21 protein-coding genes and 3 pseudogenes are annotated in these 19,812 nt (G+C 68.6%); 14 read left to right on the top strand and 10 right to left on the bottom strand.

The annotated features are described in order from the left end of the window. Nucleotides 1-185 precede the first annotated feature (185 nt). The 4 genes from ACIBTS_RS16705 to ACIBTS_RS16690 all read right to left on the bottom strand — a co-directional run bounded on the left by ACIBTS_RS16705 (nucleotide 186) and on the right by ACIBTS_RS16690 (nucleotide 3,230). Nucleotides 186-770 (bottom strand): HAD domain-containing protein, encoded by a 585-nt coding sequence (locus ACIBTS_RS16705; RefSeq protein ID WP_399320004.1) that lies wholly within the window; start codon nucleotides 768-770, stop codon nucleotides 186-188. A 31-nt stretch (nucleotides 771-801) separates the two neighbouring features. Then, nucleotides 802-1,494, bottom strand: coding sequence for a class I SAM-dependent methyltransferase (locus ACIBTS_RS16700; protein WP_399320002.1), 693 nt, complete (start codon nucleotides 1,492-1,494; stop codon nucleotides 802-804). Beyond that, a complete protein-coding gene (locus tag ACIBTS_RS16695; RefSeq protein ID WP_399320000.1) occupies nucleotides 1,495-2,406 on the bottom strand; it encodes a phosphotransferase family protein in 912 nt (303 codons plus the stop codon). A gap of 74 nt (nucleotides 2,407-2,480) precedes the next feature. Beyond that, nucleotides 2,481-3,230 carry a hypothetical protein gene (locus ACIBTS_RS16690; protein WP_399319998.1) on the bottom strand — a complete coding sequence of 250 codons (750 nt, stop codon included), beginning with the start codon at nucleotides 3,228-3,230 and terminating at the stop codon, nucleotides 2,481-2,483. Between the two features lie 224 nt (nucleotides 3,231-3,454). On the opposite strand from ACIBTS_RS16690, the gene ACIBTS_RS16685 reads away from it, so the two are divergent. The 10 genes from ACIBTS_RS16685 (at nucleotide 3,455) to ACIBTS_RS16640 (ending at nucleotide 12,369) form a co-directional block, all read left to right on the top strand. Beyond that, a complete protein-coding gene (locus ACIBTS_RS16685) occupies nucleotides 3,455-4,810 on the top strand; it encodes a tetratricopeptide repeat protein (RefSeq protein ID WP_399319996.1) in 1,356 nt (451 codons plus the stop codon). A 36-nt stretch (nucleotides 4,811-4,846) separates the two neighbouring features. Then, a complete protein-coding gene (locus ACIBTS_RS16680; protein WP_399319994.1) occupies nucleotides 4,847-5,347 on the top strand; it encodes an NUDIX domain-containing protein in 501 nt (166 codons plus the stop codon). A 338-nt stretch (nucleotides 5,348-5,685) separates the two neighbouring features. Continuing rightward, the gene (locus tag ACIBTS_RS16675) at nucleotides 5,686-6,585 is read left to right on the top strand and encodes a hypothetical protein (RefSeq protein WP_399319992.1); all 900 of its coding nucleotides are present in this window, start codon (nucleotides 5,686-5,688) and stop codon (nucleotides 6,583-6,585) included. A gap of 58 nt (nucleotides 6,586-6,643) precedes the next feature. Next, entirely contained in the window at nucleotides 6,644-7,051 is a 408-nt protein-coding gene (locus tag ACIBTS_RS16670; protein WP_399319990.1) for a hypothetical protein, read from the top strand. After that, complete coding sequence (locus ACIBTS_RS16665; protein ID WP_399319988.1) at nucleotides 6,936-7,208, top strand: toxin-antitoxin system, toxin component, PIN family protein; 273 nt, start codon at nucleotides 6,936-6,938, stop codon at nucleotides 7,206-7,208. Before ACIBTS_RS16670 ends, ACIBTS_RS16665 begins: the two co-directional genes overlap by 116 nt. A 198-nt stretch (nucleotides 7,209-7,406) precedes the next feature. Next, the gene (locus ACIBTS_RS16660; RefSeq protein ID WP_399319986.1) at nucleotides 7,407-7,871 is read left to right on the top strand and encodes a hypothetical protein; all 465 of its coding nucleotides are present in this window, start codon (nucleotides 7,407-7,409) and stop codon (nucleotides 7,869-7,871) included. Between the two features lie 9 nt (nucleotides 7,872-7,880). Continuing rightward, on the top strand, nucleotides 7,881-9,047 hold the full coding sequence (locus ACIBTS_RS16655) for a hypothetical protein (RefSeq protein ID WP_399319984.1): 1,167 nt from the start codon (nucleotides 7,881-7,883) through the stop codon (nucleotides 9,045-9,047). Nucleotides 9,048-9,080: 33 nt separating this feature from the next. Continuing rightward, complete coding sequence (locus ACIBTS_RS16650; protein ID WP_399319982.1) at nucleotides 9,081-9,704, top strand: alpha/beta hydrolase; 624 nt, start codon at nucleotides 9,081-9,083, stop codon at nucleotides 9,702-9,704. Beyond that, a complete protein-coding gene (locus tag ACIBTS_RS16645; protein ID WP_399319980.1) occupies nucleotides 9,701-10,255 on the top strand; it encodes a hypothetical protein in 555 nt (184 codons plus the stop codon). Before ACIBTS_RS16650 ends, ACIBTS_RS16645 begins: the two co-directional genes overlap by 4 nt. A gap of 467 nt (nucleotides 10,256-10,722) precedes the next feature. Further along, nucleotides 10,723-12,369 (top strand): M4 family metallopeptidase, encoded by a 1,647-nt coding sequence (locus tag ACIBTS_RS16640; protein WP_399319978.1) that lies wholly within the window; start codon nucleotides 10,723-10,725, stop codon nucleotides 12,367-12,369. 204 nt (nucleotides 12,370-12,573) lie between these two features. On the opposite strand, the gene ACIBTS_RS16635 is transcribed toward ACIBTS_RS16640, so the two are convergent. Further along, nucleotides 12,574-13,422: a serine protease gene (locus tag ACIBTS_RS16635; protein WP_399319976.1), complete on the bottom strand. Its 849-nt coding sequence runs from the start codon at nucleotides 13,420-13,422 to the stop codon at nucleotides 12,574-12,576. Between the two features lie 239 nt (nucleotides 13,423-13,661). Here ACIBTS_RS16635 and ACIBTS_RS16630 point away from each other — a divergent pair, with 239 nt between their 5' ends. Beyond that, on the top strand, nucleotides 13,662-14,216 hold the full coding sequence (locus tag ACIBTS_RS16630; RefSeq protein ID WP_399319974.1) for a Uma2 family endonuclease: 555 nt from the start codon (nucleotides 13,662-13,664) through the stop codon (nucleotides 14,214-14,216). Nucleotides 14,217-14,626: 410 nt separating this feature from the next. On the opposite strand, the pseudogene ACIBTS_RS16625 reads toward ACIBTS_RS16630, so the two are convergent. From ACIBTS_RS16625 to ACIBTS_RS16610, 4 genes and pseudogenes are all read right to left on the bottom strand, one after another. Beyond that, a pseudogene (locus ACIBTS_RS16625) lies at nucleotides 14,627-14,835 on the bottom strand (aminotransferase); the annotation flags it as partial. 76 nt (nucleotides 14,836-14,911) lie between these two features. Beyond that, nucleotides 14,912-15,172 (bottom strand): Txe/YoeB family addiction module toxin, encoded by a 261-nt coding sequence (locus tag ACIBTS_RS16620; protein ID WP_103544660.1) that lies wholly within the window; start codon nucleotides 15,170-15,172, stop codon nucleotides 14,912-14,914. Between the two features lie 10 nt (nucleotides 15,173-15,182). Further along, on the bottom strand, nucleotides 15,183-15,440 hold the full coding sequence (locus ACIBTS_RS16615; protein WP_399319972.1) for a type II toxin-antitoxin system Phd/YefM family antitoxin: 258 nt from the start codon (nucleotides 15,438-15,440) through the stop codon (nucleotides 15,183-15,185). Between the two features lie 164 nt (nucleotides 15,441-15,604). Continuing rightward, nucleotides 15,605-16,030: pseudogene (locus ACIBTS_RS16610) on the bottom strand (aminotransferase class I/II-fold pyridoxal phosphate-dependent enzyme); the annotation flags it as partial. Nucleotides 16,031-16,207: 177 nt separating this feature from the next. On the opposite strand from ACIBTS_RS16610, the gene ACIBTS_RS16605 reads away from it, so the two are divergent. Next, nucleotides 16,208-16,693: a prevent-host-death family protein gene (locus tag ACIBTS_RS16605; RefSeq protein ID WP_399319970.1), complete on the top strand. Its 486-nt coding sequence runs from the start codon at nucleotides 16,208-16,210 to the stop codon at nucleotides 16,691-16,693. Beyond that, nucleotides 16,690-17,040 (top strand): hypothetical protein, encoded by a 351-nt coding sequence (locus ACIBTS_RS16600; protein WP_188287761.1) that lies wholly within the window; start codon nucleotides 16,690-16,692, stop codon nucleotides 17,038-17,040. Before ACIBTS_RS16605 ends, ACIBTS_RS16600 begins: the two co-directional genes overlap by 4 nt. Nucleotides 17,041-17,823: 783 nt before the next feature. Here ACIBTS_RS16600 and ACIBTS_RS16595 read toward each other — a convergent pair. Continuing rightward, nucleotides 17,824-18,261, bottom strand: a pseudogene (locus tag ACIBTS_RS16595) (aminotransferase class I/II-fold pyridoxal phosphate-dependent enzyme); the annotation flags it as partial. Between the two features lie 23 nt (nucleotides 18,262-18,284). Here ACIBTS_RS16595 and ACIBTS_RS16590 point away from each other — a divergent pair. Continuing rightward, nucleotides 18,285-19,733 (top strand): recombinase family protein, encoded by a 1,449-nt coding sequence (locus ACIBTS_RS16590; protein WP_399319967.1) that lies wholly within the window; start codon nucleotides 18,285-18,287, stop codon nucleotides 19,731-19,733. Nucleotides 19,734-19,812 lie beyond the last annotated feature (79 nt).

Genomic DNA, 19,812 nt, shown 5'->3' with positions numbered 1-19,812 from the left:
GCCGTCCGAGTCAATTCCGGCGCCCGGTTTTACCCCCCCCCCCCCGGCGGGGGGGGGGCGGCGGCGCCCCCCCCCCCCCCCCCCCCCCCCCCCCCCCCCGCTCCCGTCCCGCCCGACCCATACCGCGACCGTACTGCCGTGAAGACCCCGAACGACCGGCTCACGACTTCTGCGGCTCGCCCCCGCTACGCGGCTTCGGCTTCGGCTTCAAGTGGAACTCCTGGGACATCAGCCTGCGCGACCGGCAGCAGCGCGGCCCGGGCCAGGACCTCGACCAGGTGCTCGGCCAGCAGCCCAACGTGGGGATCAGGCTGGACAAGCGCGGTCGCCTGGCCGCGGCCGGTGCGTTCTACGGCCCATTCGTGGTCGAGGCTGGTGAAGTCGTCGTCGATCCAGATGACGGGCGCGTCGCCGAGCCAGGTGTCGACGTGGTCGCGTTTCCAGAGGTAGCCGTTGGGGTGGCTGGTGGTGATCTGCGGACGTGGCAGGTCGACGTACGGCATGGGCGGGAGGCCGAGAAGCGGGCCGATGAACGTGCTGGCGTCCTGACGCCAGCTGGTGCACCACACGGGGGTGACCAGACCGGTCCGGATCACCTGCATCAGCAACGGGCCGTGCGCAGGGTTGAGCCAGATGGCGACCGGGTCGTCGGCGGTACGGCCAGTCGGCATGACGTCGTGGCGGGCGTGGGTGGCCGGGCCGACCCCTTCCGTGTCCGGGAAGGGGATGAGGACGCCGTCGACGTCGAGGAGCAGGTAGGGCGGGCGCATTGTTTTCTCCCAAGGGGAGCGGGGGTGGGGGTCAGAGCTTGCGCGCGGTGATCAGCAGGGTGGTGGGCCAGCGGCCGTGGCGGGCGTCGTGGAACTCCTGGGTCGAGGTGAGCCAGAGGTCGGCGCGGTAAAGGTGTTTCTCCCAGCGGGCGGCGTCGAAGTCCCAGCGGGCGATGGGTAGTCGGGTGCGGTCGGGCAGGGTGACGTAATCGCGGCGGGGCCGGTCGTCGGCGGCTGGGCGTAGGCCGCCGCGTTGGGGGTGGGGGACGGAGAAGGCGAGGGTGCACCCGGGTGTGAGGTGCTGGGCGATGGCCGGGAGCAGAAGCTCGGGGGTGACGAGTCCGATGGCTCCGAAGACGGAGTAGATGGCGTCGAAGTGTTCGTCGGAGGCTTGCAGGTAGTGCAGGGCGTGGCCGGCGACGAAGGTCAGGTTGTTCAGTCGCCCGTAGTGCGAGCGGGCTCGGCGGACCTGGAGGCCGACGAGGTCGACGCCGGTGACCTGGGCGCCGTAGTGGGTGGCGAGGTAGGCGGCGTTGTGGCCCGGGCCGCAGCCGAGTTCCGCCACGCGCTTGCGGCGCAGGTCCGGGCCGAGGATCTCGGCGCCGGGCCCGCTGCCCGGACGTGTGGTCCACTCCATCCGTGCGGGCACGGTCAGCGGCTCGGCGGGGCTGGCCGTGGTGCGTTGGAGGGCGTGGACGTACCAGGGGGAAGCGTGGGCGAGCACCTAGACCTCCAGGAAGTGGAGGACGTCGGTGAGGTGGCGGCGGACCGCCTTGATGTAGGCGGGGTCGGTGGCGGGGTCGTTGATCCAGCGGATGGACTGCTCCATGAACCACTCGACGGCCCACATACGGTGCCAGCCCAGTGCCCAGTTCTCGGCGGTGAGCCCGCCGCGCGGAGTGAGGGCGTCAGGGGCGCCGCCTTCGGTGACGTAGGTGTCCAGGAAGACCCGCAGGCGCACGGGGTCGGGGGTGTCGAGGGTGCCGTGCCAGCTGGCGAGGTCGAGCAGGCCGGGGCCGGTGAAGGCGCGGGCGAAGTCCAGGAGCCTCCAGCCGTGTCGGCCGATGTGGAGGCTGGTGGGGTGGAACTCGGAGTGCACCCAGCCGAACGGAGCGACCGTCGCACCGGCCGAGCGCGCCTCGGCTGCCCGCGCGATCCGGTCGAGCGCGACCTCCACGTCGTCCGCGTCCTGCCACCGCTCGGCCTTGCGGAGCCGCCCGAGGTGTTCCAAGGCCCGGCTCGGCAGGGTGCGCAGCCTCTCCGGGTCGAGGACGGGCAGGGCGGCAGCCGTGCGGGTGCCATGCAGAACCACGGCAGCGGCAGCGCCGTCGAGGTCGTCGGCCTCGCGGGCGGCGGGGCCGAGGTCCTCCAGCAGCATCCCGAGCCAGCCGTCCACGACTGCGGAGGCCTGAACGGCCGGCACCGGAACGCCGAGGGTGCGTGCGAGCCGGAGTGCCTGGTCCTCGCTGTCGAACGGCTTCTTGGCGTACTTGAAGATGGCGGTGGTGCCGTCGGTGAAGGTCAGGCGCTCGACGCCGGACATGGACCACACGCGCACCTCCTCGCGCTCCGCAGCGGATTGGCCGGCGATGGTCAGGAGGTTGTCGACGAGGTCGGCGTTGAGGGTGGTGTCCATAGGGGGCTCCAGTGCGATCGGGGCGTCCGGGGCGGGCGAAGAGCGCCTGCCCGCCCCGGAGCCAGGTTGTGGTGCTACGCGGCGGGGGGCACGCGGTGGGCGTAGACCTGCTCGATCCAGCCGGCCTTGAAGGCCGCGAGGTCGTCGCGGAAGGCGGTCATCGCCGCACCGTAGGGGGCTACGACGCCGCCGGACTGGTCCGGCACGGACTGGCAGCCGTGCACGAGCCTTCCGCCGAGGGCGGCGTGGGCCTTGATGGACTCGATGCGGCGGTGCTCGTTGAACCAGCCGCCGTGGTAGACCTCGTCGAGCATGCCGCCCGTCTCGTCGTTCAGGTCGAAGACGACGGAGGTGGCGGCGGGGAAGAACCAGCACGGGCCGACGTTGGAGATGCGCCCGTCCAGCTCCACCTTGTTGAGCGCCATCAGCGTGGCCGCCTCGCGCAGCATCCGCAGGTGCTCGGCGGTGATCTGCGGCAGCCCGAGGCCGGCGAGATGTTCGTTGCGGAAGAGGTACGCGTACACCTCATAGGCGGTGGCGAGGACGCGGGCGGCGTCCGAGGTGGACTCGGTGTGGTTCTTGATGAACTCCAGCGCGAGCTGCTCGACCGCGCTCTCGGTCGTCTCCTCCACCCCCAGGAGCTGGGACTTGACCAGTTCCCAGTCGGCGACGAGCCACGTGCTGGACTCGAAGCGGAAGAAGTACTCGGCCGGGTCGATGGTGATGCGCCGGCCGTCGACCTGGATGCCGGGCAGGCGGCTCCAGCGCTCGTCGAACGTCTCGGGCATTTCGACTGTGATGGCCGTGGTGTCGATGGTGGTCACCGTGTCTCCGTCTCTGATCGGCCGGGTTCGGGCACAGAAATGCCCGAACCCGGTGTAGGTGTACGGAACTTCGGGGTGCCGTCCGGCCGAAGGGGGGAGCCTGGTCGCGGTGTCGGACCAAGCCGGGCGGCTGATGATTAGTGAACACTTCGTCACGCACAGTGGGTACGGTGAGAGGCAGTTGAAGCGGTATACGCGGTTTACAGCCCGGACGGGAGGCGAGCGTGGCAGCGCCGAGGGAACCCAACTTCCGCCTGCGTGACACCGTCGACGCTACCGGCTGCACGTACGAGGCCCTGGCAAGGGATGTCCGGCGCATCGCGGCCGAGAACGGCGAGATCCTCCAGACCAACAAGTCGGCGGTCTCCCACTGGGTGAACGGCACCCGCCGGCCCACCGGCCGAACAGGGCTATACCTCGCCGAAGCCTTGTCCCGCCGATCAGGCCACACCGTCCCCCAGACCGAGATCGGCCTACGCACGCCCAACACCGACGGGTCGGACGACCGGGACCCCGTCCTGGCCGCCACCGACCTGGGCCGCGCCGACGTCGAGCGCCGCCGCTTCCTCGCCGTAGCCGCTTTCACCACTGCCGGCGTCGCCATGCCGCTCGCCCACGACCACGAGGCCACTGCCCGCATGCTCCGCGCCCGCACTGGCACATCCGTGGTCGGAGCAGAGGACGTGGACGTCGTGCGCCAGATCACCGCAGCCTTCAGCGCAGCCGACGAACGCCTTGGCGGCGGCCACGGCCTGACTACGGTCACTGCCTATCTCGCAGACACCGCCGCGCCCATGCTCCGGGGCCGCTTCGCGAACGAAGCCTTACGGCAGGCTGCCTTCGGCGCGGTCGCAGAACTTGCTTACCTGGCAGGCTGGAAGCACCACGACCTCGGCCAGGAAGGCGCTGCCCAGCGCTACTACCAGGTCGGCTACCAGCTCGCCTGCGAAGCCGACCCGCACGGCCACGCCGCCTGGATGATGCGTGCCCTCGCCCACCAGGCCCTCAGCCTCAAGCAGCCCCACCACTGCGTCGACCTCGTCGAAGGCGCCCTCCAGCGGGGACTCAGCCATGTCGACGGCCAGACCGAAGCCCTGTTGCACATCACCCACGCCCGCGCCTACGCCGCCGTCGGTGAGAAGCCCGGAGCGGCCCGCGCCCTGCTCGCCGCCGAGGACGCCCTACTGCGCGAAGACGGACCCCAGCCCAGCTACTCCCGCGTCAGTGGCCCAGCCGCCGGCACGGTCGCCAGCCACACGGCCCGCACCCTGACCGATCTCGCGGACCACGTCGGCACCGAGCAACAGCACCGCGACGCTCTGATCCGCTGGGATCCTGAGAAGTACAAGCGCGTCCACGCCCTCACCTACGCCGATCTCGGCGACAGCCTTGCCGCCCAGGCCCGCGCAGACGAGGCCGTCGCCGCCTGGTCCCGGGCCCTGACCCTCATGGAAGGCTTGACCTCCGACCGCACCCGCAAGGCCATCACCTCACTCCGCTCCACCCTCTCCCTCTACCAGCGCCGCAAAGTGCCCGGTGCTACCGAACTCGCCCGCCGCGCACGCGAAGCCCTGGCCTAAGCTGCCCACCAACCGGCCGACGAAGGGACACCAGCCGTGGCTCAGCGGACAACCGACGACCAGCCCAAAGCCCTCCCGCCCGCACTCGAATCCATGACCCTGCTGGTCGCCGCCGTCATCGTCCACGACCAGGCAACCAACCGCGTCGTCCTCCTCCAGCGCAGCCAGGACGCCAAGTTCGCCCAGGGCATGTGGGACCTCCCCGTCGGCAAGAGCGAACCCGGTGAGCCCATCACCGCAACCGCCGTACGCGAGCTGTACGAGGAGACCGGCATGACCGTGAAGCCCGAGTCTCTGAAGGTCGCCCACGTCATCCACGGTGCCTGGGGCGTCGAGGCCCCCAACGGCTTCCTCACCGTCGTTTTCGCCACCCATGAATGGGCCGGCGAACCCGAAAACCGCGAGCCGCGCAAGCATGCTCAGGTTCGGTGGGTCGACGCCGATGCGATTCCTGAGGAGTTCGTGGAGACAACCGCCAGTGCCCTGAACCACTACCTCATCGGCGGGGCCCAGGTGTCGCTGGATGGGTGGGAGTAGGCGAGTTACTGGCCCGCCCTCATATGCCAGTCAAGGCCGGGCATCACCGTCCCTGAGGTGGCCGGGTCCCGGCCGCGGTCCGTCTTCCGGGCTCACCGGACCCTTGGCCGTGAGGGTCCGGCGGGCCACTGACCTCCCCAAAGAACCGGGGGAAAGAACTACCCGCCCACCCACCCTCCCCGGCCGCGAGGCCCACGTCACCCGTCCGAGTGACCGGCTTGCAGGCGCGGGATGCGGGCGGTTACGTTCGCCGCGACAACCGCAAACGAATACGGCCCCCGGCCGGGACTGCAATCCCGAACGAGGGCCTGACCGATCAGGAAGCTCCAACCTTCCCAATGGCTGAATCGCAGTCTAACGCGCGCCTGCGCGCCGACGCCGGAGCTCCGACTTCCGGCGTGATCCACGTCCGCACCCGGCTCACGGCCGACTTCACGGTGATCTCCAACGCCCTCGCCCAGCGGCGCGGCAGCGCGGTCACGATCGGCGTCGCGGCGTACATCCTCTCCCTCCCCGACGGCTCCCCCATCAGCATCGCCGCCCTGTGCGACCACTTCACCGAGGGCGAGATCCTGATCTCGCGGGCGCTCAGAGAGCTCGAAGCCGCCGGGTACCTGGAGCGCCGCCGCGAGCGCCTGCCCGCCGGGCAGATCCGCACCCGGATGTACTTCTACGACGTCCCGGGCGGCGACCCCGACGACGGCCCGCCCGAGCCGCCGAAGCCGCGCCGCCCCCGGACGCAGCAGGACACCGCGAAGGCCGCGCCCCCTTCCGCGGCCGTACGCGAAGCAACGCCCGCACCCGCTCAGACAGAACCCGCTCAGACAGAGGCTGAGGAACCAGCGCCAGCGCCACTCGACGACGCCGACCCGCAGGCAGTCGCCGTACTCACCGCGCTGCGCCGGGTCGACCCGCGCCTGATCCTGTCCGCGCAGGAGGCCGCCCGACTGGCCCCGGCCGTGACCCAGTGGCTGGCAGCGGGGGTAGCGGCGCCCGAGATCACCGAGCTGCTCACTGCACGACTCCCCGACCGTTTCAAGAGCCGTCCGGCAGGCATCCTCGCCTTCCGGCTCAAGGAGACACCCCTGCCCGCACCGGCCAGAAGCACTGAACCGCCGGTGCGTCCGGAAGTTGTGCGCATGCGGAACTGTGACGGTTGCGACCGGGGGTTCCGCGCGGCGGAACCCGGCCGTTGCCGGGACTGCCGGTCCCGCGACCGACTCGTTGCGGCCGGTTGAGCCGGTGACTGGGCGTGCGGTCCACCCGCAGGTGGGAGGCTTGGTGTGGAGGTGGGGCATGGTCGACAGGTTCAAGGACGGGCTCCTGACGTCCACGGAAACAGCCTCCTACCTGCAGATTCCGCAGTCGACGCTCACCTCGTGGTTGAAGGGCAGGGCCGCCGGAGCGCCTCTCGTCCACCAGGTGGAGCCGCTGCGCAAGGGGCAGCCCTCCGTACCGTTCATCGCGGCGGCCGAGGCACATGTGCTCCCGGAGTCTCGGTCGCCGCGTCGCCGCGTCGCCGAAGGACTGAGGGCTTGCGGGTGGAGCGTTCACCGCATCGGAGACGTCATCCCTGACGACGGGCAGGATGTCGCCGAACGAGGACTGGATCGCTCACGGTCTCGACCGGTTGTGGATCCCGCTCTCGAAGGACGGGCGGATCAAGACGCGGGACCTGGAGATCCAGCCTGTCCTGGACCGTGAGGCAGTGCTCTTCTATCTAGACAACCAGCAGCTTCGCGCCCCCGAGATGATCGAACGTCTCGTGGCGCGCCGTGAGGTGATCCACGTGGCTGTAGAGAAGGGCGGGCCGGCTGCCTACGCGGTGAGGAGAGACCGCATCGAGCGCACATGGCCGTGACGGGCAGGCACCCCTGAGGCCGCCCGTCCGCCCGAGGCCCTGGTACGCATGAGTACGGATACTCATGCGCGATGGTCACCGAGGCGGGTGGGCATGCGATGAGCGGCCGCTACGGTACTTCTCGACCATCGCAAGATCGCTGTCGCACGTTCACATCAGCTCGTCGTTGCCGGACGGGCCGTCGGGAGGGGGCCACGCATGGCGTGGGACGAGTGGGAGCAACTCAAGGCCGCGGCGACCGAGCGGCACACCACGCAGCTGCAGCTCAACCAACTGCCCGCCGACCAGAGCGGCACCCGCTCCGGTGGCAGCGGCGGCGGCGCCGGCAAGCTGAGGTCCGACAAGGGGGCGTGGACCAAGGCGGGGGAAGGCGTCGGGACGTTGGGGGAGAACCTTGGCAAGGCATGGGTGAAGGCGGAGTCGGGCCAGACGGGCCTCGGGAAGGTGCCCGGGTGCCTGACCGCGGCGGCCCAGCAGGGCGTCTACGACTCCTGGAAGCGCTACGTCACGGACGTGAGCGAGGTGTGCGAGCTTGCCGACGTGCTGGAGAAGGCGGGCAACGACCAGCTGCGCACCGACGAGGCCATCGAGGCGGAGATCGCCAAGCTGAGGTCCGAGTACTACGGGGACACGTCCGGCGGCGGCCAGGCCAAGGGGCGGTGACCTGGACCCATGGATCACCTGACGCTCAAGGCGCTCAAACCGACCGAGTACACGGAGGCGGCGGACGGGTACCGCGCGATCAGTGGCACGGCCGACGCGGCCGTGGACCGGATCGACAAGCAGATCACCGCGGCCATGCGGAAGGCCAATGAGGGCGAGGCCGCGGACGCGGCACTCAAGCAGTTGCGAAAGCTGTCGGAGAACTTCCACTACACCCAGGTCGAGTGCGGCCTGATCACCGGAGCCCTCGACGGATTCTCGTCCGAGATCACCGCTCCTCAGCGACGTCTGATTGAGGCTTTGGACGACGCAGCCGCCCTGGCATACACCGTCAACGAGGACGGCACAGTCACGTATCCCGCCGGCGGTAAGAACGAACTCACCGGTGAGCCGATCCCCGGCGGCACCGTCCTGGGCAACAACGGCCTCATCACGGGCGACAACACGGGATTTCAATCACCCGGGCTGGTGCCGAACAACCCCCAGTTCAAGAACCCGAACCCGCACCACGCCAAAGCAGTGGACATCGCCGACCGCATCGCCCACGCCGTGCGGGAAGCTCAGGAGATCGACGATCGGTACAGCAAGGCACTGAACAGGCTCAAGGCAGCGCCGGGGCTGAACGTCACCACCAAGACGTGGGCGGACGTGGCGTCCGATGTCGATGCGGTGAGCACAGCGGCCAGTAAGTACCTTCAGAGCCATATCCCGTTGGACAAGACGCCCGCCGACCGCAAGGAGTGGTGGGACAGCCTGAGCGATGAGGAGCGCGAGGAGTACAGGACGGCCTTCCCGGAGATCATCGGCAACTTGGACGGGATCCCGTCAACGGTCCGGGACGAGGCGAACCGGGAGAACATCCACCTCCTCATCGCGCAGCTGGAGGGCCAGCCCGGTGATGCGTCCAAGGAAAAGCTCGAAGGGCTGAAAGGCATACAGACCAAGCTCAACGCGGGAAGCCAGCCGCCCATGTTCCTCCTGGGCGTCGGTCTCGAAGGAAACGGAAGAGCGATCGTCGCCTACGGGAACCCTGACACCTCGAAGAACGTCTCGGCTTACGTTCCTGGGCTGGGCACAAAACTCGACTCCGGATTTGCCGATGGCACGGTGAAGCGCGCCTTCTATACGGCTCAGGGTGCCCAGAAATTCGATCCCTCCTCATCCGCGATCGTATAGCTCGGCTACGACGCCCCTCAATCGCTCGACGTGATGACCACGGCCGACGCCGAGCGTGGCGCCCCCGCCTACAACAGTTTCATGAGTGGAATTTCGGCGACCAATGAAAATGCCGACCCCCACGTCACTGCTATCGGCCATTCCTATGGTTCCCGACTGGTCGGGGCCGCCACGCAGGAGGCAGGAGGAATCGCGGGCGCCGACGACATCATCCTCGTCGGAAGCCCCGGCGTCGGCGTGGACAAGGCGGAGGACCTGGGCGTGGGCAGGGATCACGTCTGGGTGGGTGCGGCTGAGAACGACATCGTCACCAAGCTCCCTTCGTCGAAGGAAGCCACGGCCGGAGCCATGGGATTCTTCGGGGGAGGACCGCTCGGCGCGTACCTCGGAGGAGATATGGCCGACCAGGGTGACGACGACATCTGGTTCGGCAAGGATCCGGCAAGTAAGGCGTTCGGTGCCAACAGATTCGTGACCCTGCCCGGTCCCGAGCTGGCGCAGCCTTCCTTCCCAGACGTGTGGGACTCGAAGCTGGATATCGAGGCCCATAGCAATTACTTCTCCCCGGAGGAAGGGAAGGACAAGGTTTCTGCGCGAAACATCGCTGCCATTGTCGCAGGGCAGCCGGGATACGTCGCGAGGGAGACGCCGCGATGAGAACAAGGGTTGCAGCCGCTGCCGTACTGGCTCTGCTTCTTTCCGGATGCGGCGCGACAGGCGGCGCTTCCTCGAGCAAGGAAAGCCATTCGAAGATGAACCTGCAAGAGGCCGCCGACAGGGCCGACGCGATCCTGGACGAGGCGTTTGCGGCCATCAAGCCTCCCGTTCAGTGGACGCACTTGTACTCCATGCCGGGAGACTGCTACGTGGACCGTGATCGTTCCGTCATGACGATCATCTCCGCCGAACGGCGGGGCAGTTTTCTCGGCGTGCTGGAGCGCCACTGGAAGAGCAAAGGCTACAAGCTCGTCGCCACGAGTCCGAACGGGCTGGCGGCCAATTTCGAGACGCAGGACGGCTTCCAGCTCGAAGTCCTGATCGGGCCCAATGGGCAGGCACATCTGAGCGTCACCACCCCCTGCGTGGAGAAGTCCGACGTCGCTCCGCCGACCAGCAGGCCGAATGGCCCCGACTACTCGAAGCAGAAGTTGCCGGAGCCGAACGTGCGGTCGACGTTCTGGTCGGGTGACACGCCTCTGTCGAGTTGACGGAGACGGCATCCGGAGGTCCGGGCCGTCGAGAGGCGCCCGTCCACAGGCTGTGGACGGGCGCCTCGTTCTGTGTTCGGTCAGCCCGCCAGTCGCGGTGGTCGTAGAAGACCGCGTTGGGGATGGCGACCACGCCCGCGCGCTCGGGCAGGGCGCGGCAGGAGGGCTCTGAACGACCTGCGCTCGCGACCGTTGGATACGTGAACCCACCAGTTCCGAGGCCCCAGTTCAGGGGTGTCGAGGGCGGTCGCGGGAATGGTCCTCTCCCGTTGCTGTGCTTCTCCCGTCCATCCGTGGAGCGGGTATGGACATGACAGGCCTGTGGCCTCTTGAATGCCAGGGCAAGATCAGCGCCGCCCTCAGCGCCCCTTCATGTGCCACCTCTCATGCGCCACCCCTTCGTGCCACCCCCCTGTGCCCCCCCGCACGCGCCCCACGGCGCCTCCTCAAGGAGACAGAAGACACTGATGAGTCGGATACGGCAGCACGTCCGAGGTTCCCGTCTCGCCACCGCCGGCATCGCCGCCACCACCGCCACACTTCTGGCCGCCGCACTCTCCCCGGCCGCCGACGCGGCCGACAGGCCGACCCGGGCCACCGCCCTCGACAACGCGGCGGCGGTCCTCGCCGGCCGGGCCGCGGCCCTGGGCCTCACCTCCGCGCAGGACACCTCCGTGAGTGACGTGGTCGTGGACAAGGACGGCGCCCAGCACGTTCGCTACGACCGTACCTACCGCCAACTCCCCGTGCTCGGCGGTGACTTCGTCGTCCATCTGGCCCCCGACGGCTCATACCGCAGCGCGGAACGGGCGACGAGGGCGGCGATCGCACTGCCGAGCACCACCCCGAAGGTGTCGGCCACCGAGGCGGCCGACGCCGCCGTGAACGCTCTGCGCGCGGCCAAGCCGGGCGACGCGCTGAAGCAGGTGAACGCCAAGCCCCGACTCGTCGTCGACGCCCTGCACGGTGCCCCGAGACTGGCCTGGCGCACGAACGCCGACGGGCTGGACTCGCTCGGCAACCCGGTCGCCCGCACGGTGCTGTCCGACGCCCGCACCGGTGCCCAGATCGACGCCTGGGACACCATGGAGACGGCCACCGGCGACGGCAAGTCCCTGTACAGCGGCACCGTCCCGCTGGAGACGACCCTCTCGGGGGCGACGTACCAGCTCAAGGACCCCACGCGCGGCAACACTTACACCGGTGACGCGGCCGGCAAGACCGACGTGTGCGGCGGCGGTAGCTGCAGCAGCCGTGCCCCCGTGACCCTCTTCACGAACGACGACAACCACTGGGGCACGGGCACGACCGCCGACCGCTCGACAGTCGCTGTCGACGCCCAGTACGGCAGCGACATGACCTGGGACTACTACAAGGACGTCCACGGCCGCAACGGCATCGGCAACGACGGCAAGGGCTCCTACAACCGCGTCCACTACGGCAACAACTACTCCAACGCCTTCTGGAACGACGACTGCTTCTGCATGACCTACGGCGACGGCAACGGCACCCATTTCGGGCCGATGGTCGGGCTGGACGTGGCCGCCCACGAGATGTCCCACGGCGTGACCTCGAGAACCGCCAGACTGGTCTACTCGGGCGAGTCGGGCGGCCTGAACGAGGCGACGTCCGACATCTTCGGAACGCTGGTCGAGTTCTACGCGGGGAACGCGCAGGACCCCGGTGACTACCTGATCGGCGAGAAGGTCGTCCGCTCCGGCTTCGGGCATGACGCTCTGCGCTACATGGACAAGCCGAGCAGGGACGGCGGCTCCGCGGACTACTGGAGCAGTTCGGTCGCCAACCTCAGTGTCCACTTCTCGTCCGGCGTCGCCAACCACTTCGCCTACCTCCTCGCGGAGGGCAGCGGCACCAGGACGATCAACGGGGTCACCTACAACTCCCCGACGTACAAAGGCTCGACCGTCACCGGTATCGGCCGCGCCAAGCTCGGCGCGATCTGGTACCGCGCCCTGACCGTCTACATGACGTCCTCGACGAACTACGCCGGAGCCAGGACGGCCACCCTGAACGCGGCCCGGGACCTCTATGGCGCGGGCAGCACGGAGTACGACACGGTGGCGGCGGCCTGGAGCGCGGTCAACGTGAACTGAGCGTCAACGTCAACCGAGCGCCACCGTGCGCCGGACGCGTCACGCGTCACGCGGCCGCTCCGAGCCCGGGACCGGAGCGGCCGTCAGATGTGGACACCTTCGGGAGTTCTGGGACGGACACTTCCGAATCGACCCGGGCCCTACTGAGATCGTGCTGGACAAGCGGCCCACGCACCCGGACCGGACCGGGCTGTCCCGGCGGAGCTACGGCTTCGGCAGGGTGCACCCGGCGGCGCTCAGGTCCAACTGGTTGCCGGTCGTGAAGCAGGCCGGGATCTGGTAGGTCTGCTGGCCGTAGTTGATGCCTTTGCGAACGGTGACGTCGCCCCTCTGGTCCACCTCGCAGGGGTTGTCCCGCGTGCAGGAACCGCCGTTCTCGTTGCCGGTGTTGTGGACGGCGACGACCTCTCCGGTGGCCTGGTCGATCACCGGAGAGCCGGAGGTGCCGCCGATGGTCTGGCAGGCGGAGGTGTAGCGGACCGAGTCCTTCCAGGTCCACTTGCCCTCCTTGAGGCGGTGCACGAACCCGTCGACGTTGCAGTCGAGGAGCTTCTTCCAGGCGCCGGACGCCACGGTGACAGCGGTGCCGGCGACCGGGTGCGTGTCCTGCACAGTCAGCGCCGACACGCCGTACGAGCTCTTGATCGCCGCGTAGGTGGTGGTGAGCTCGTAGATCGCCACGTCCGTGTCGGTCATCGTGCCGTACGCGAGCTTGGCGGCCTTCAGCGTGGCGACCTGGGCGCCTGAGGAGTCGAGCAGGCCGAACGGCCGGTTGGCCGGCCGGTCGGTGATGACCACCCCCGGGTCCATGAGGCTGCTGCAGTGGCCGTTGGAGAGCACCAGCGCCGGGTCGGCGTCCACGGAGTTCGGGAAGCGGACGAGCGAGCCGGAGCAGTTGCTGAGCGCCACGGTGCCGGCGAGGCTGACGGCCTTGAGCGTCGGCTCGGCCGCCTTGGCCGCGGGCTTGGCGCCGACGGGCGCCGCGACCGCGGGCGCCGCGCCCGCCCCGGCGACGGCCAGAGCGAAGATCGCGGCGACGACAGGCTTTCTCACGTGGGGGTCCCCTCTTATGACAAGGCGACCGAAAACCTTCCGACCACCGACTGTTTTGTCATGTGCATTGTTGATGTAGGGGCGCAAGAGATCAAGGCTCGCCTTTCAGCCGCGAGGACGCCCGTAAGGCCGGGCAGCCGTTCCCGGCGGCCGGCCCCATAGGGCGGCGGCAGTACCGCCGGACTCGGTGACAGAGCGCTGTCCGCCCTATCCTGACCACACACGGGAAGGAGCCGTCGATGAGTGTCGACGCGATCGTGCACACCGAGTTCCCCAAGGGGTACACGGTCCTGTTCGGGGCCGAGGGAAAGGTGATCATGACTCCGCGGAGCTTCGAGCACTCCAGCACGATCAAGTCGATGCAGTACGACACGATCGTGTCCCTCGGACGCCATGCGAAGACCGTCTCCGACGTCTGCATCGACTTCCCCGCCGACGAGAACTCCGCCCCTGATCTGGCGATCCTTCGCGAGGACGCCCGCCGGGAGGGCAAGCGCTACAGCTTCGAGGACGTCCTGCTGATCTCCGAGGTCGTCTCGACCTCCTCCGCACGCAAGGACTACGACGACTGCACCGCGAAGCACGGCCGCTATGGCATCCCGATCTACCTGGTCGTGGACCCCTACGCCCAGGAAGTCGTCCTCCACACCCAGCCGACTGCCACCGGTTACATCGCCGCACACACCCACAGGTACGGCACGGGCAAGCTTCCCATCCCCCTGGCCGACGGCCGCACCTTCACCCTCGACCTCGACGAACTCCCGCGCCCGGAGCCTGAGGCAGACGCCCGCTGACGAGGCACTCCCCGCTGTCCAGGCCCGTGCCGTCGGCACGGGCCTGGTCGTTCCTGGCCGGCACAGCCGACTGGGATGGCCTGGCCTTTCGTCGATCGGGATCGGCCAGGGGGCGTGTCGTTCTGTGCCGTGAGTCCGTGCGACGAAGTCCGGTTCGCCGCAAGGAGGTTCGAAGCCGTGTTTGCTGCGGGCGACAACCACCACGTACTGCCCTGAGGTAGTGGGCCCGCTCGTCCTCGGCCGAGTTGCCGGCCCCGGTTCGGCGATAGCGTGGCACGGCAACGACTGCTGCAGGCAGGTGGACGAGATTTCATGCGGATGCGGTTCGAACACAGGTGCAAGGGATGACTGCCGATCATCGGTGTCCCGGTCGACCAGGCGGCAATCGAGTGCGGGTGCGCGGCGGCTCGGATCGCGACCACCCCGCAGCGCTCCGGCAGCGCACGGCAGAAGGTGAAACCGTCGCTCTCACCAAGGGGCCGGATATCGGTGGTGATGAAGTACGTGCCGCCGGGCGGAAGACCTTGAAGCCCGCCCGCTCGGAGGCGCCATACGTCAGGAACTGCTTGGCCGAGCGGACGGCGGCGACGAGATCGGGAGCGCCGGTAACCCAGGCCACTCCGTATTCGCACACCTATCCGTGTGCGGCGCGGGTGCGTTGCGAGAAGGACGCCGTGCCCGACCCCCGAGTCCCGTCAGCTTTCGTAGTGGTAGCGGCACTGTGCGATCAGGACGCCGTCCTCGGTGGCCTTGTAGATCAGGCGGTGCTCGTCGTTGATGCGGCGCGACCAGTAGCCCTGGAATCCGTGCTTGAGCGGTTCCGGCTTGCCGATCCCCTCGTTGCCGTTCCGGGTGATGTCCGCGATGAGCGTGTTGATACGCTTAAGGATCTTCCGGTCCTGAAGCTGCCACCACAGGTAGTCCTCCCAGGCGCGGGAAGAGAAGGTGATCTTCAACTCGCGGCCCTTATTCGTCGGGCGCCAGCTCGCGCACGGTGCCGCCGCCGTTTTCCAGCTCGTCGATGGACGCGAGCAGGCGCCGGGCGTTGGCCGGACTGCGCAGCAGGTACGCCGTCTCCTTCAGGGACTCGTAGTCCTCAAGGGAGACGATGACGACCGGCTCATGTCCGGCCCGGGTGATGACGACCTCTTCGCGATCGTCGGTCACCGAGTTGAGCACCTCGGCGTACCGCGCGCGCGACTCGGAATACGTCATGGTCTTCACGATCGACCCTCCTCTCACGTACAGAAAATTGTACGTCGGTCCCTGTCGGTGCGGCAAGCGCCGAAATGACGGCCTGCGGCGCGAAGGTGCCGGGCGGGCGAGCGTGGCAGCCGGCGGGGAACGCGTCGACCAGTCCCGCGGGGCGGTGGTCGGTGCGCGAATGCCTTGCGGAGCCGTTCCGCTGCGTCCGCCAGTACCTCGACACGTTTGCAGAACGCGAACCGCGCGAACGGGGCGCCGGCCTCGCGGTGGTCGTAGAAGACGGCGTTCGGAATGGCGACGACCCCGGCGTGCTCCGGCAGGGCCCGGCAGAAGGCGAAGCCGTCGCTCTCGCCGAGGGGTCGGATGTCGGTGGTGATGAAGTACGTGCCGGCCGTCCGGAACACCTCGAACCCGGCGTCCGCGAGCCCCGTCGCCAGTAGGTCCCTCTTGGTCGGCATGTCGGCGCGGAACGCCTCGAAGTAGCTGTCCGGCAGCGCGAGCGCCTCGGCGACGGCGTACTGGAACGGCCCGGAGGCGACGTACGTCAGGAACTGCTTGGCGGAACGGACGGCGGTCACCAGGTCCGGTGTCGATGTGATCCAGGCCACTCCGTGTTCATGCACCCATTTGTTTCCTGGCTCCGCGTCGGGCCAGGTCGCCCCCCGTGAACTCGTTGCAGCAGCAGCAGCGTCGGAGGGGGCGGGTCCTGTCGCAGGAGTAGGGCTTTCAGCCGCTACTCACCTCGCACGCTAGAAATCAGAGCGCAATCAGAGTACAGTCTGAGTATGAGCATCGCACCCTTGGCATTCGAATCGGAGTCTGTCTCGTTCACCGATCTGTCGCGGAACCCGAAGGCTGTCGCTGCCAGGGCCGCCGCCCTGGGATGCCTGCGTGTCACGCACCGAGACGCGCCCGACATGGTGTTGACCACGGCCATATACGCAGAGCGCGCCGAGGAGAACCTGACCACGGCGTCCCGGCTGTTCCTTGCACTTTTGAAGCAGGACGACGGTGCCAAGTCGCTGTTGCTCGCGCTGCCCGAGGTGTTCCCGTGGGTGCGGCACCTGGACGCCGAGGAAGTCCGGGAATTCACCGTCGAGCTTCTGGAAGCGCTGTCCGACGCCGCCGAACTGGGCGCCAGGGAGGCTGTGCACCGAGCGATCGTCTCATGGCGGGCCACCGCTCGCATCAACGCCGACCCCGACCAACTCAGGGAAGCGCTCCGTCCGCTTGGTGAGGTCGACCTCGGCCCAGTCGAGGTGCACGAGTGAGCCCGAAGAAGGGCGATCGGGTCAGCGTCCCTCCGCTGAGTGGCTGGAACGTCATCCACGGGACGACGGAGGCCGCGACCGGTTGGGAGGAGCTGTGCCGGGTGGCGTTGCCGAACGCCCATCGCTGCCTGGAGGCCCTTCGCACAGACCCGCTGTCGCGGGCCAACTGGAATCGCCAGCACCAGCTCCGCGGCAGGCACGCCACCAGGGAATGGAAGGGCTCCGAGCTGGAGCAGTGGGAGTACGAGATCACCAGCGGCGGCCGGGTCCGCTATCTGGTCAGTCCGGATACCTCGACTGTGATCCTGGTGTACGCCTCTCCGCGACACCCGAAGGACACCGAATAGCCTCCGGCGCTTCGCCCGTGCAGAAGGCGAAGCGAACCGGGGCGCGGGTTGCGATGGGCTCTTGCGGTGCAGGTGGCGGGCCGACCGGAGTCGGAGGACGGCCGTGCCAAGGACGCCGGCCCCATGGAGCGGCGGTCAGTGCGCGAACGCCTTGCGGAGCCGTTCCGCCGCGTCCGCCAGGACGCCCTCCTGCCTGCAGAACGCGAACTCAGTCCGGGGATTCACTGTCGAGCTGCTCACGCTGCTCACGCTGCTGACGTGCACTGGGGCCGCCGGCTTCACATGACCATTGACACCGGCTGCTGCGAGAACCAGCGGTGTCCGGGCTGGGCGAGGTGTCCAGTCGTCGGGTCTGCGCGACTCACTCGATGTGCAGGGAGCCGTGGACGTTCCTGGTCATGATGACGGTCCCCTGGGTTCCACCGGAGATCTCCTGGTGTACGTCGCCGGGGCTTGTGACAGGGGCAGCCGCCCTCTCGGCCGTGCGCCGCCAGGACTCGAGGGCGCGTGCGAAATCCGGGTCCAGGCGGGCACACGCGCACGGGCGCCACCTCCGACGATGCCGTCCGTCTCGCCCGCGACCTCCTCCAGCGCACCCTCAAGGGTGCCGAGAGCTGCGACACGTCGACATCCGTGTGCGAGTGAGCCGCGCCGGCTGCGTGTCTTCGGACGCGCCCGCTCGTATGGGACGGCGTCCGACCCTGAGCACCGTCACGAACATGGCTGCTATGTCAGGCAGATCTTGTACAACGCACTGGAAGCAGCTGCAGGCGAGCCGTGAGTTCAGTCGGTCAGGCGTCGTAGCCGACCGGCGGCCTCGGTGAGGACGTCGTCCTGCTTGCAGAAAGTGAAGCGGACCTGGCTGCGGCCGGCGTCGGTGTCGTCGTAGAAGACGGAGTTGGGGATGGCGACGACGCCGCAGCGTTCGGGGAGGGTGCGGCAGAAGGCGTAGGCGTCCTTCTCGCCGAGGGGGGTGATGTCGGTGGTGATGAAGTAGGTGCCCTGGGGTTGGTAGACCTCGAATCCGGCCGCCCGCAGGCCGTCGCCGAGCAGGTCGCGCTTGCGTTGCAGGTCGGCGCGGAAGGTGTCGTAGTACGTGTCCGGGAGGCGTAGCGCCTCGGCGACCGCGTACTGGAACGGTCCTGCGCTGACGTACGTCAGGTACTGCTTGGCGGTCCGGGCGGCGGTCACGAGTTCCCGGCTGCCGGTAGCCCAGGCCACTCCTCGTTCGTACACTCATTCACATGTCGCGCAACAGGCCCACCAGGGGCAACTCCAGCACCATCGCCGCCGGTGAGCCGGCGGCGATCTACTGCCGCATATCCCAGGCGGACGATGACGACCAAACGGGCGTCGACCGTCAGGAGCGCATCTGCCGCGAGATCGCCGAGCGCCGGGGCCTGGTCATCAACCCCGCCCATGTCTTCGTCGACAACAGTCGCTCGGCGTGGAGCCGCAAGCGGAAGCGGCCCGGCTGGGACCGTCTGTTGGAGGAGGCCCGGAACCGAGGCTTCCGCCACATCATCGCCTACCACCCCGACCGGCTCATGCGGCAACCCCGGGACCTGGAGGAGCTGCTCCAGGTCTCCGACGACCAGGCGATCACCCTCCACGGCGAGGCGAATCGGCGGGACCTCGCCGACCCCGACGACCGCTTCATCCTCCGTATCGAGGTCGCGCACGCCTGCCGCTCCTCGGACGACACCTCGCGGCGGCTGAAGTCCGCGATGCAGGACCGGGCGCGGGAGGGGAAGCCGCAGGGCGGCGTGAGGCGGTTCGGTTACGCCAAGGACGGCATGACGATCGTCGAGGAGGAGGCCGAGATCGTCAGGGAGGTGTTCGACCGCTACCTGAAGGGGGAGGGCCCGGCACCGATCGCGAAAGACCTGCACAGCCGGGGCATCTACACGGCCGGCGGCAATGCATGGACGGGCGGCACCGTCCGCGCGCTGCTCGACTCCCGGCACGTCGCCGGAATCCGCATGCATCAGGGGGAGGAGGTGGGCCCCGGCACCTGGCCCGCGATCATCGACGCGGGCGTGTGGGCGGAGGTACGGACGCGGCGCGAGTACCGGTCGGCGGTGTACAGGGAGGCGCTCAGCAAGCCCGCGCAGCGCTACTACCTGCTGCGTGGCTTGGTGATGTGTGGGCGGTGCGGGACGCTGATGTCCGGTACGGCCAAGGGCACAGGGCCGGTCTACCAGTGCAACCGCCGGGGCCGGAACGACGAGAAGAAGTGCACCCGGTCGATCATGGCCCAGACGCTGGAGGACTTCGTCGCTGACGCCGCGGTCAAGCTTCTCGGCGAACTGCGGGTGGACGGCCGACTCGCCAGCAGCAACCTCTCCGAGAGCGTGACCGAGGAGCTGGAGGACGACCAGCGGCTGCTCGGCGAGCTGAACCAGATGTGGACCGCGAAGGAGATCTCTACGGCGGAGTACCGCAAGATGCGCAAGGAGATCACCGACCGGATCGCCAAGGCGCAGCGCAAGGTCGTCGTCCGGCCGATGGTGCTCCTCGACGGTCTGACGGGCGCGGGCGCGCGGGCGGCTTGGAACGCTGAGGACATGACGGACGAGCGGCGCAACGCGGTGCTGCGGTTCCTGTTCTCCGGGATTGTCATCGACGAGCCGAAGAAGTTCGGCCGGTACATGGACTGGGACCGGATCGGCATCGAGCAGAACCCGCTGTAGCGGGGCGAGGCCGGTGGAATTTGCCCTGCCGACCGAGGCGATGAAGGGCGCAACATAGCCGACGATCGCCGGTTAGCCT

This window comes from Streptomyces sp. NPDC050121 (genome assembly GCF_044460385.1).
Taxonomy (GTDB): domain Bacteria; phylum Actinomycetota; class Actinomycetes; order Streptomycetales; family Streptomycetaceae; genus Streptomyces; species Streptomyces soliscabiei.
This window is presented reverse-complemented; position numbering and strand designations above follow the sequence as displayed.

What these genes read in the sequence shown, in the direction of transcription:
- ACIBTS_RS16705 (WP_399320004.1), bottom strand. Translation starts at nt 770, where the DNA reads ATGCGCCCGCCCTACCTGCTCCTCGACGTCGACGGCGTCCTCATCCCC.
- ACIBTS_RS16695 (WP_399320000.1), bottom strand. Translation starts at nt 2,406, where the DNA reads ATGGACACCACCCTCAACGCCGACCTCGTCGACAACCTCCTGACCATC.
- ACIBTS_RS16675 (WP_399319992.1), top strand. Translation starts at nt 5,686, where the DNA reads ATGGCTGAATCGCAGTCTAACGCGCGCCTGCGCGCCGACGCCGGAGCT.
- ACIBTS_RS16670 (WP_399319990.1), top strand. Translation starts at nt 6,644, where the DNA reads ATGGTCGACAGGTTCAAGGACGGGCTCCTGACGTCCACGGAAACAGCC.
- ACIBTS_RS16665 (WP_399319988.1), top strand. Translation starts at nt 6,936, where the DNA reads ATGTCGCCGAACGAGGACTGGATCGCTCACGGTCTCGACCGGTTGTGG.
- ACIBTS_RS16660 (WP_399319986.1), top strand. Translation starts at nt 7,407, where the DNA reads ATGGCGTGGGACGAGTGGGAGCAACTCAAGGCCGCGGCGACCGAGCGG.
- ACIBTS_RS16655 (WP_399319984.1), top strand. Translation starts at nt 7,881, where the DNA reads ATGGATCACCTGACGCTCAAGGCGCTCAAACCGACCGAGTACACGGAG.
- ACIBTS_RS16650 (WP_399319982.1), top strand. Translation starts at nt 9,081, where the DNA reads ATGACCACGGCCGACGCCGAGCGTGGCGCCCCCGCCTACAACAGTTTC.
- ACIBTS_RS16645 (WP_399319980.1), top strand. Translation starts at nt 9,701, where the DNA reads ATGAGAACAAGGGTTGCAGCCGCTGCCGTACTGGCTCTGCTTCTTTCC.
- ACIBTS_RS16640 (WP_399319978.1), top strand. Translation starts at nt 10,723, where the DNA reads ATGAGTCGGATACGGCAGCACGTCCGAGGTTCCCGTCTCGCCACCGCC.
- ACIBTS_RS16630 (WP_399319974.1), top strand. Translation starts at nt 13,662, where the DNA reads ATGAGTGTCGACGCGATCGTGCACACCGAGTTCCCCAAGGGGTACACG.
- ACIBTS_RS16605 (WP_399319970.1), top strand. Translation starts at nt 16,208, where the DNA reads ATGAGCATCGCACCCTTGGCATTCGAATCGGAGTCTGTCTCGTTCACC.
- ACIBTS_RS16590 (WP_399319967.1), top strand. Translation starts at nt 18,285, where the DNA reads ATGTCGCGCAACAGGCCCACCAGGGGCAACTCCAGCACCATCGCCGCC.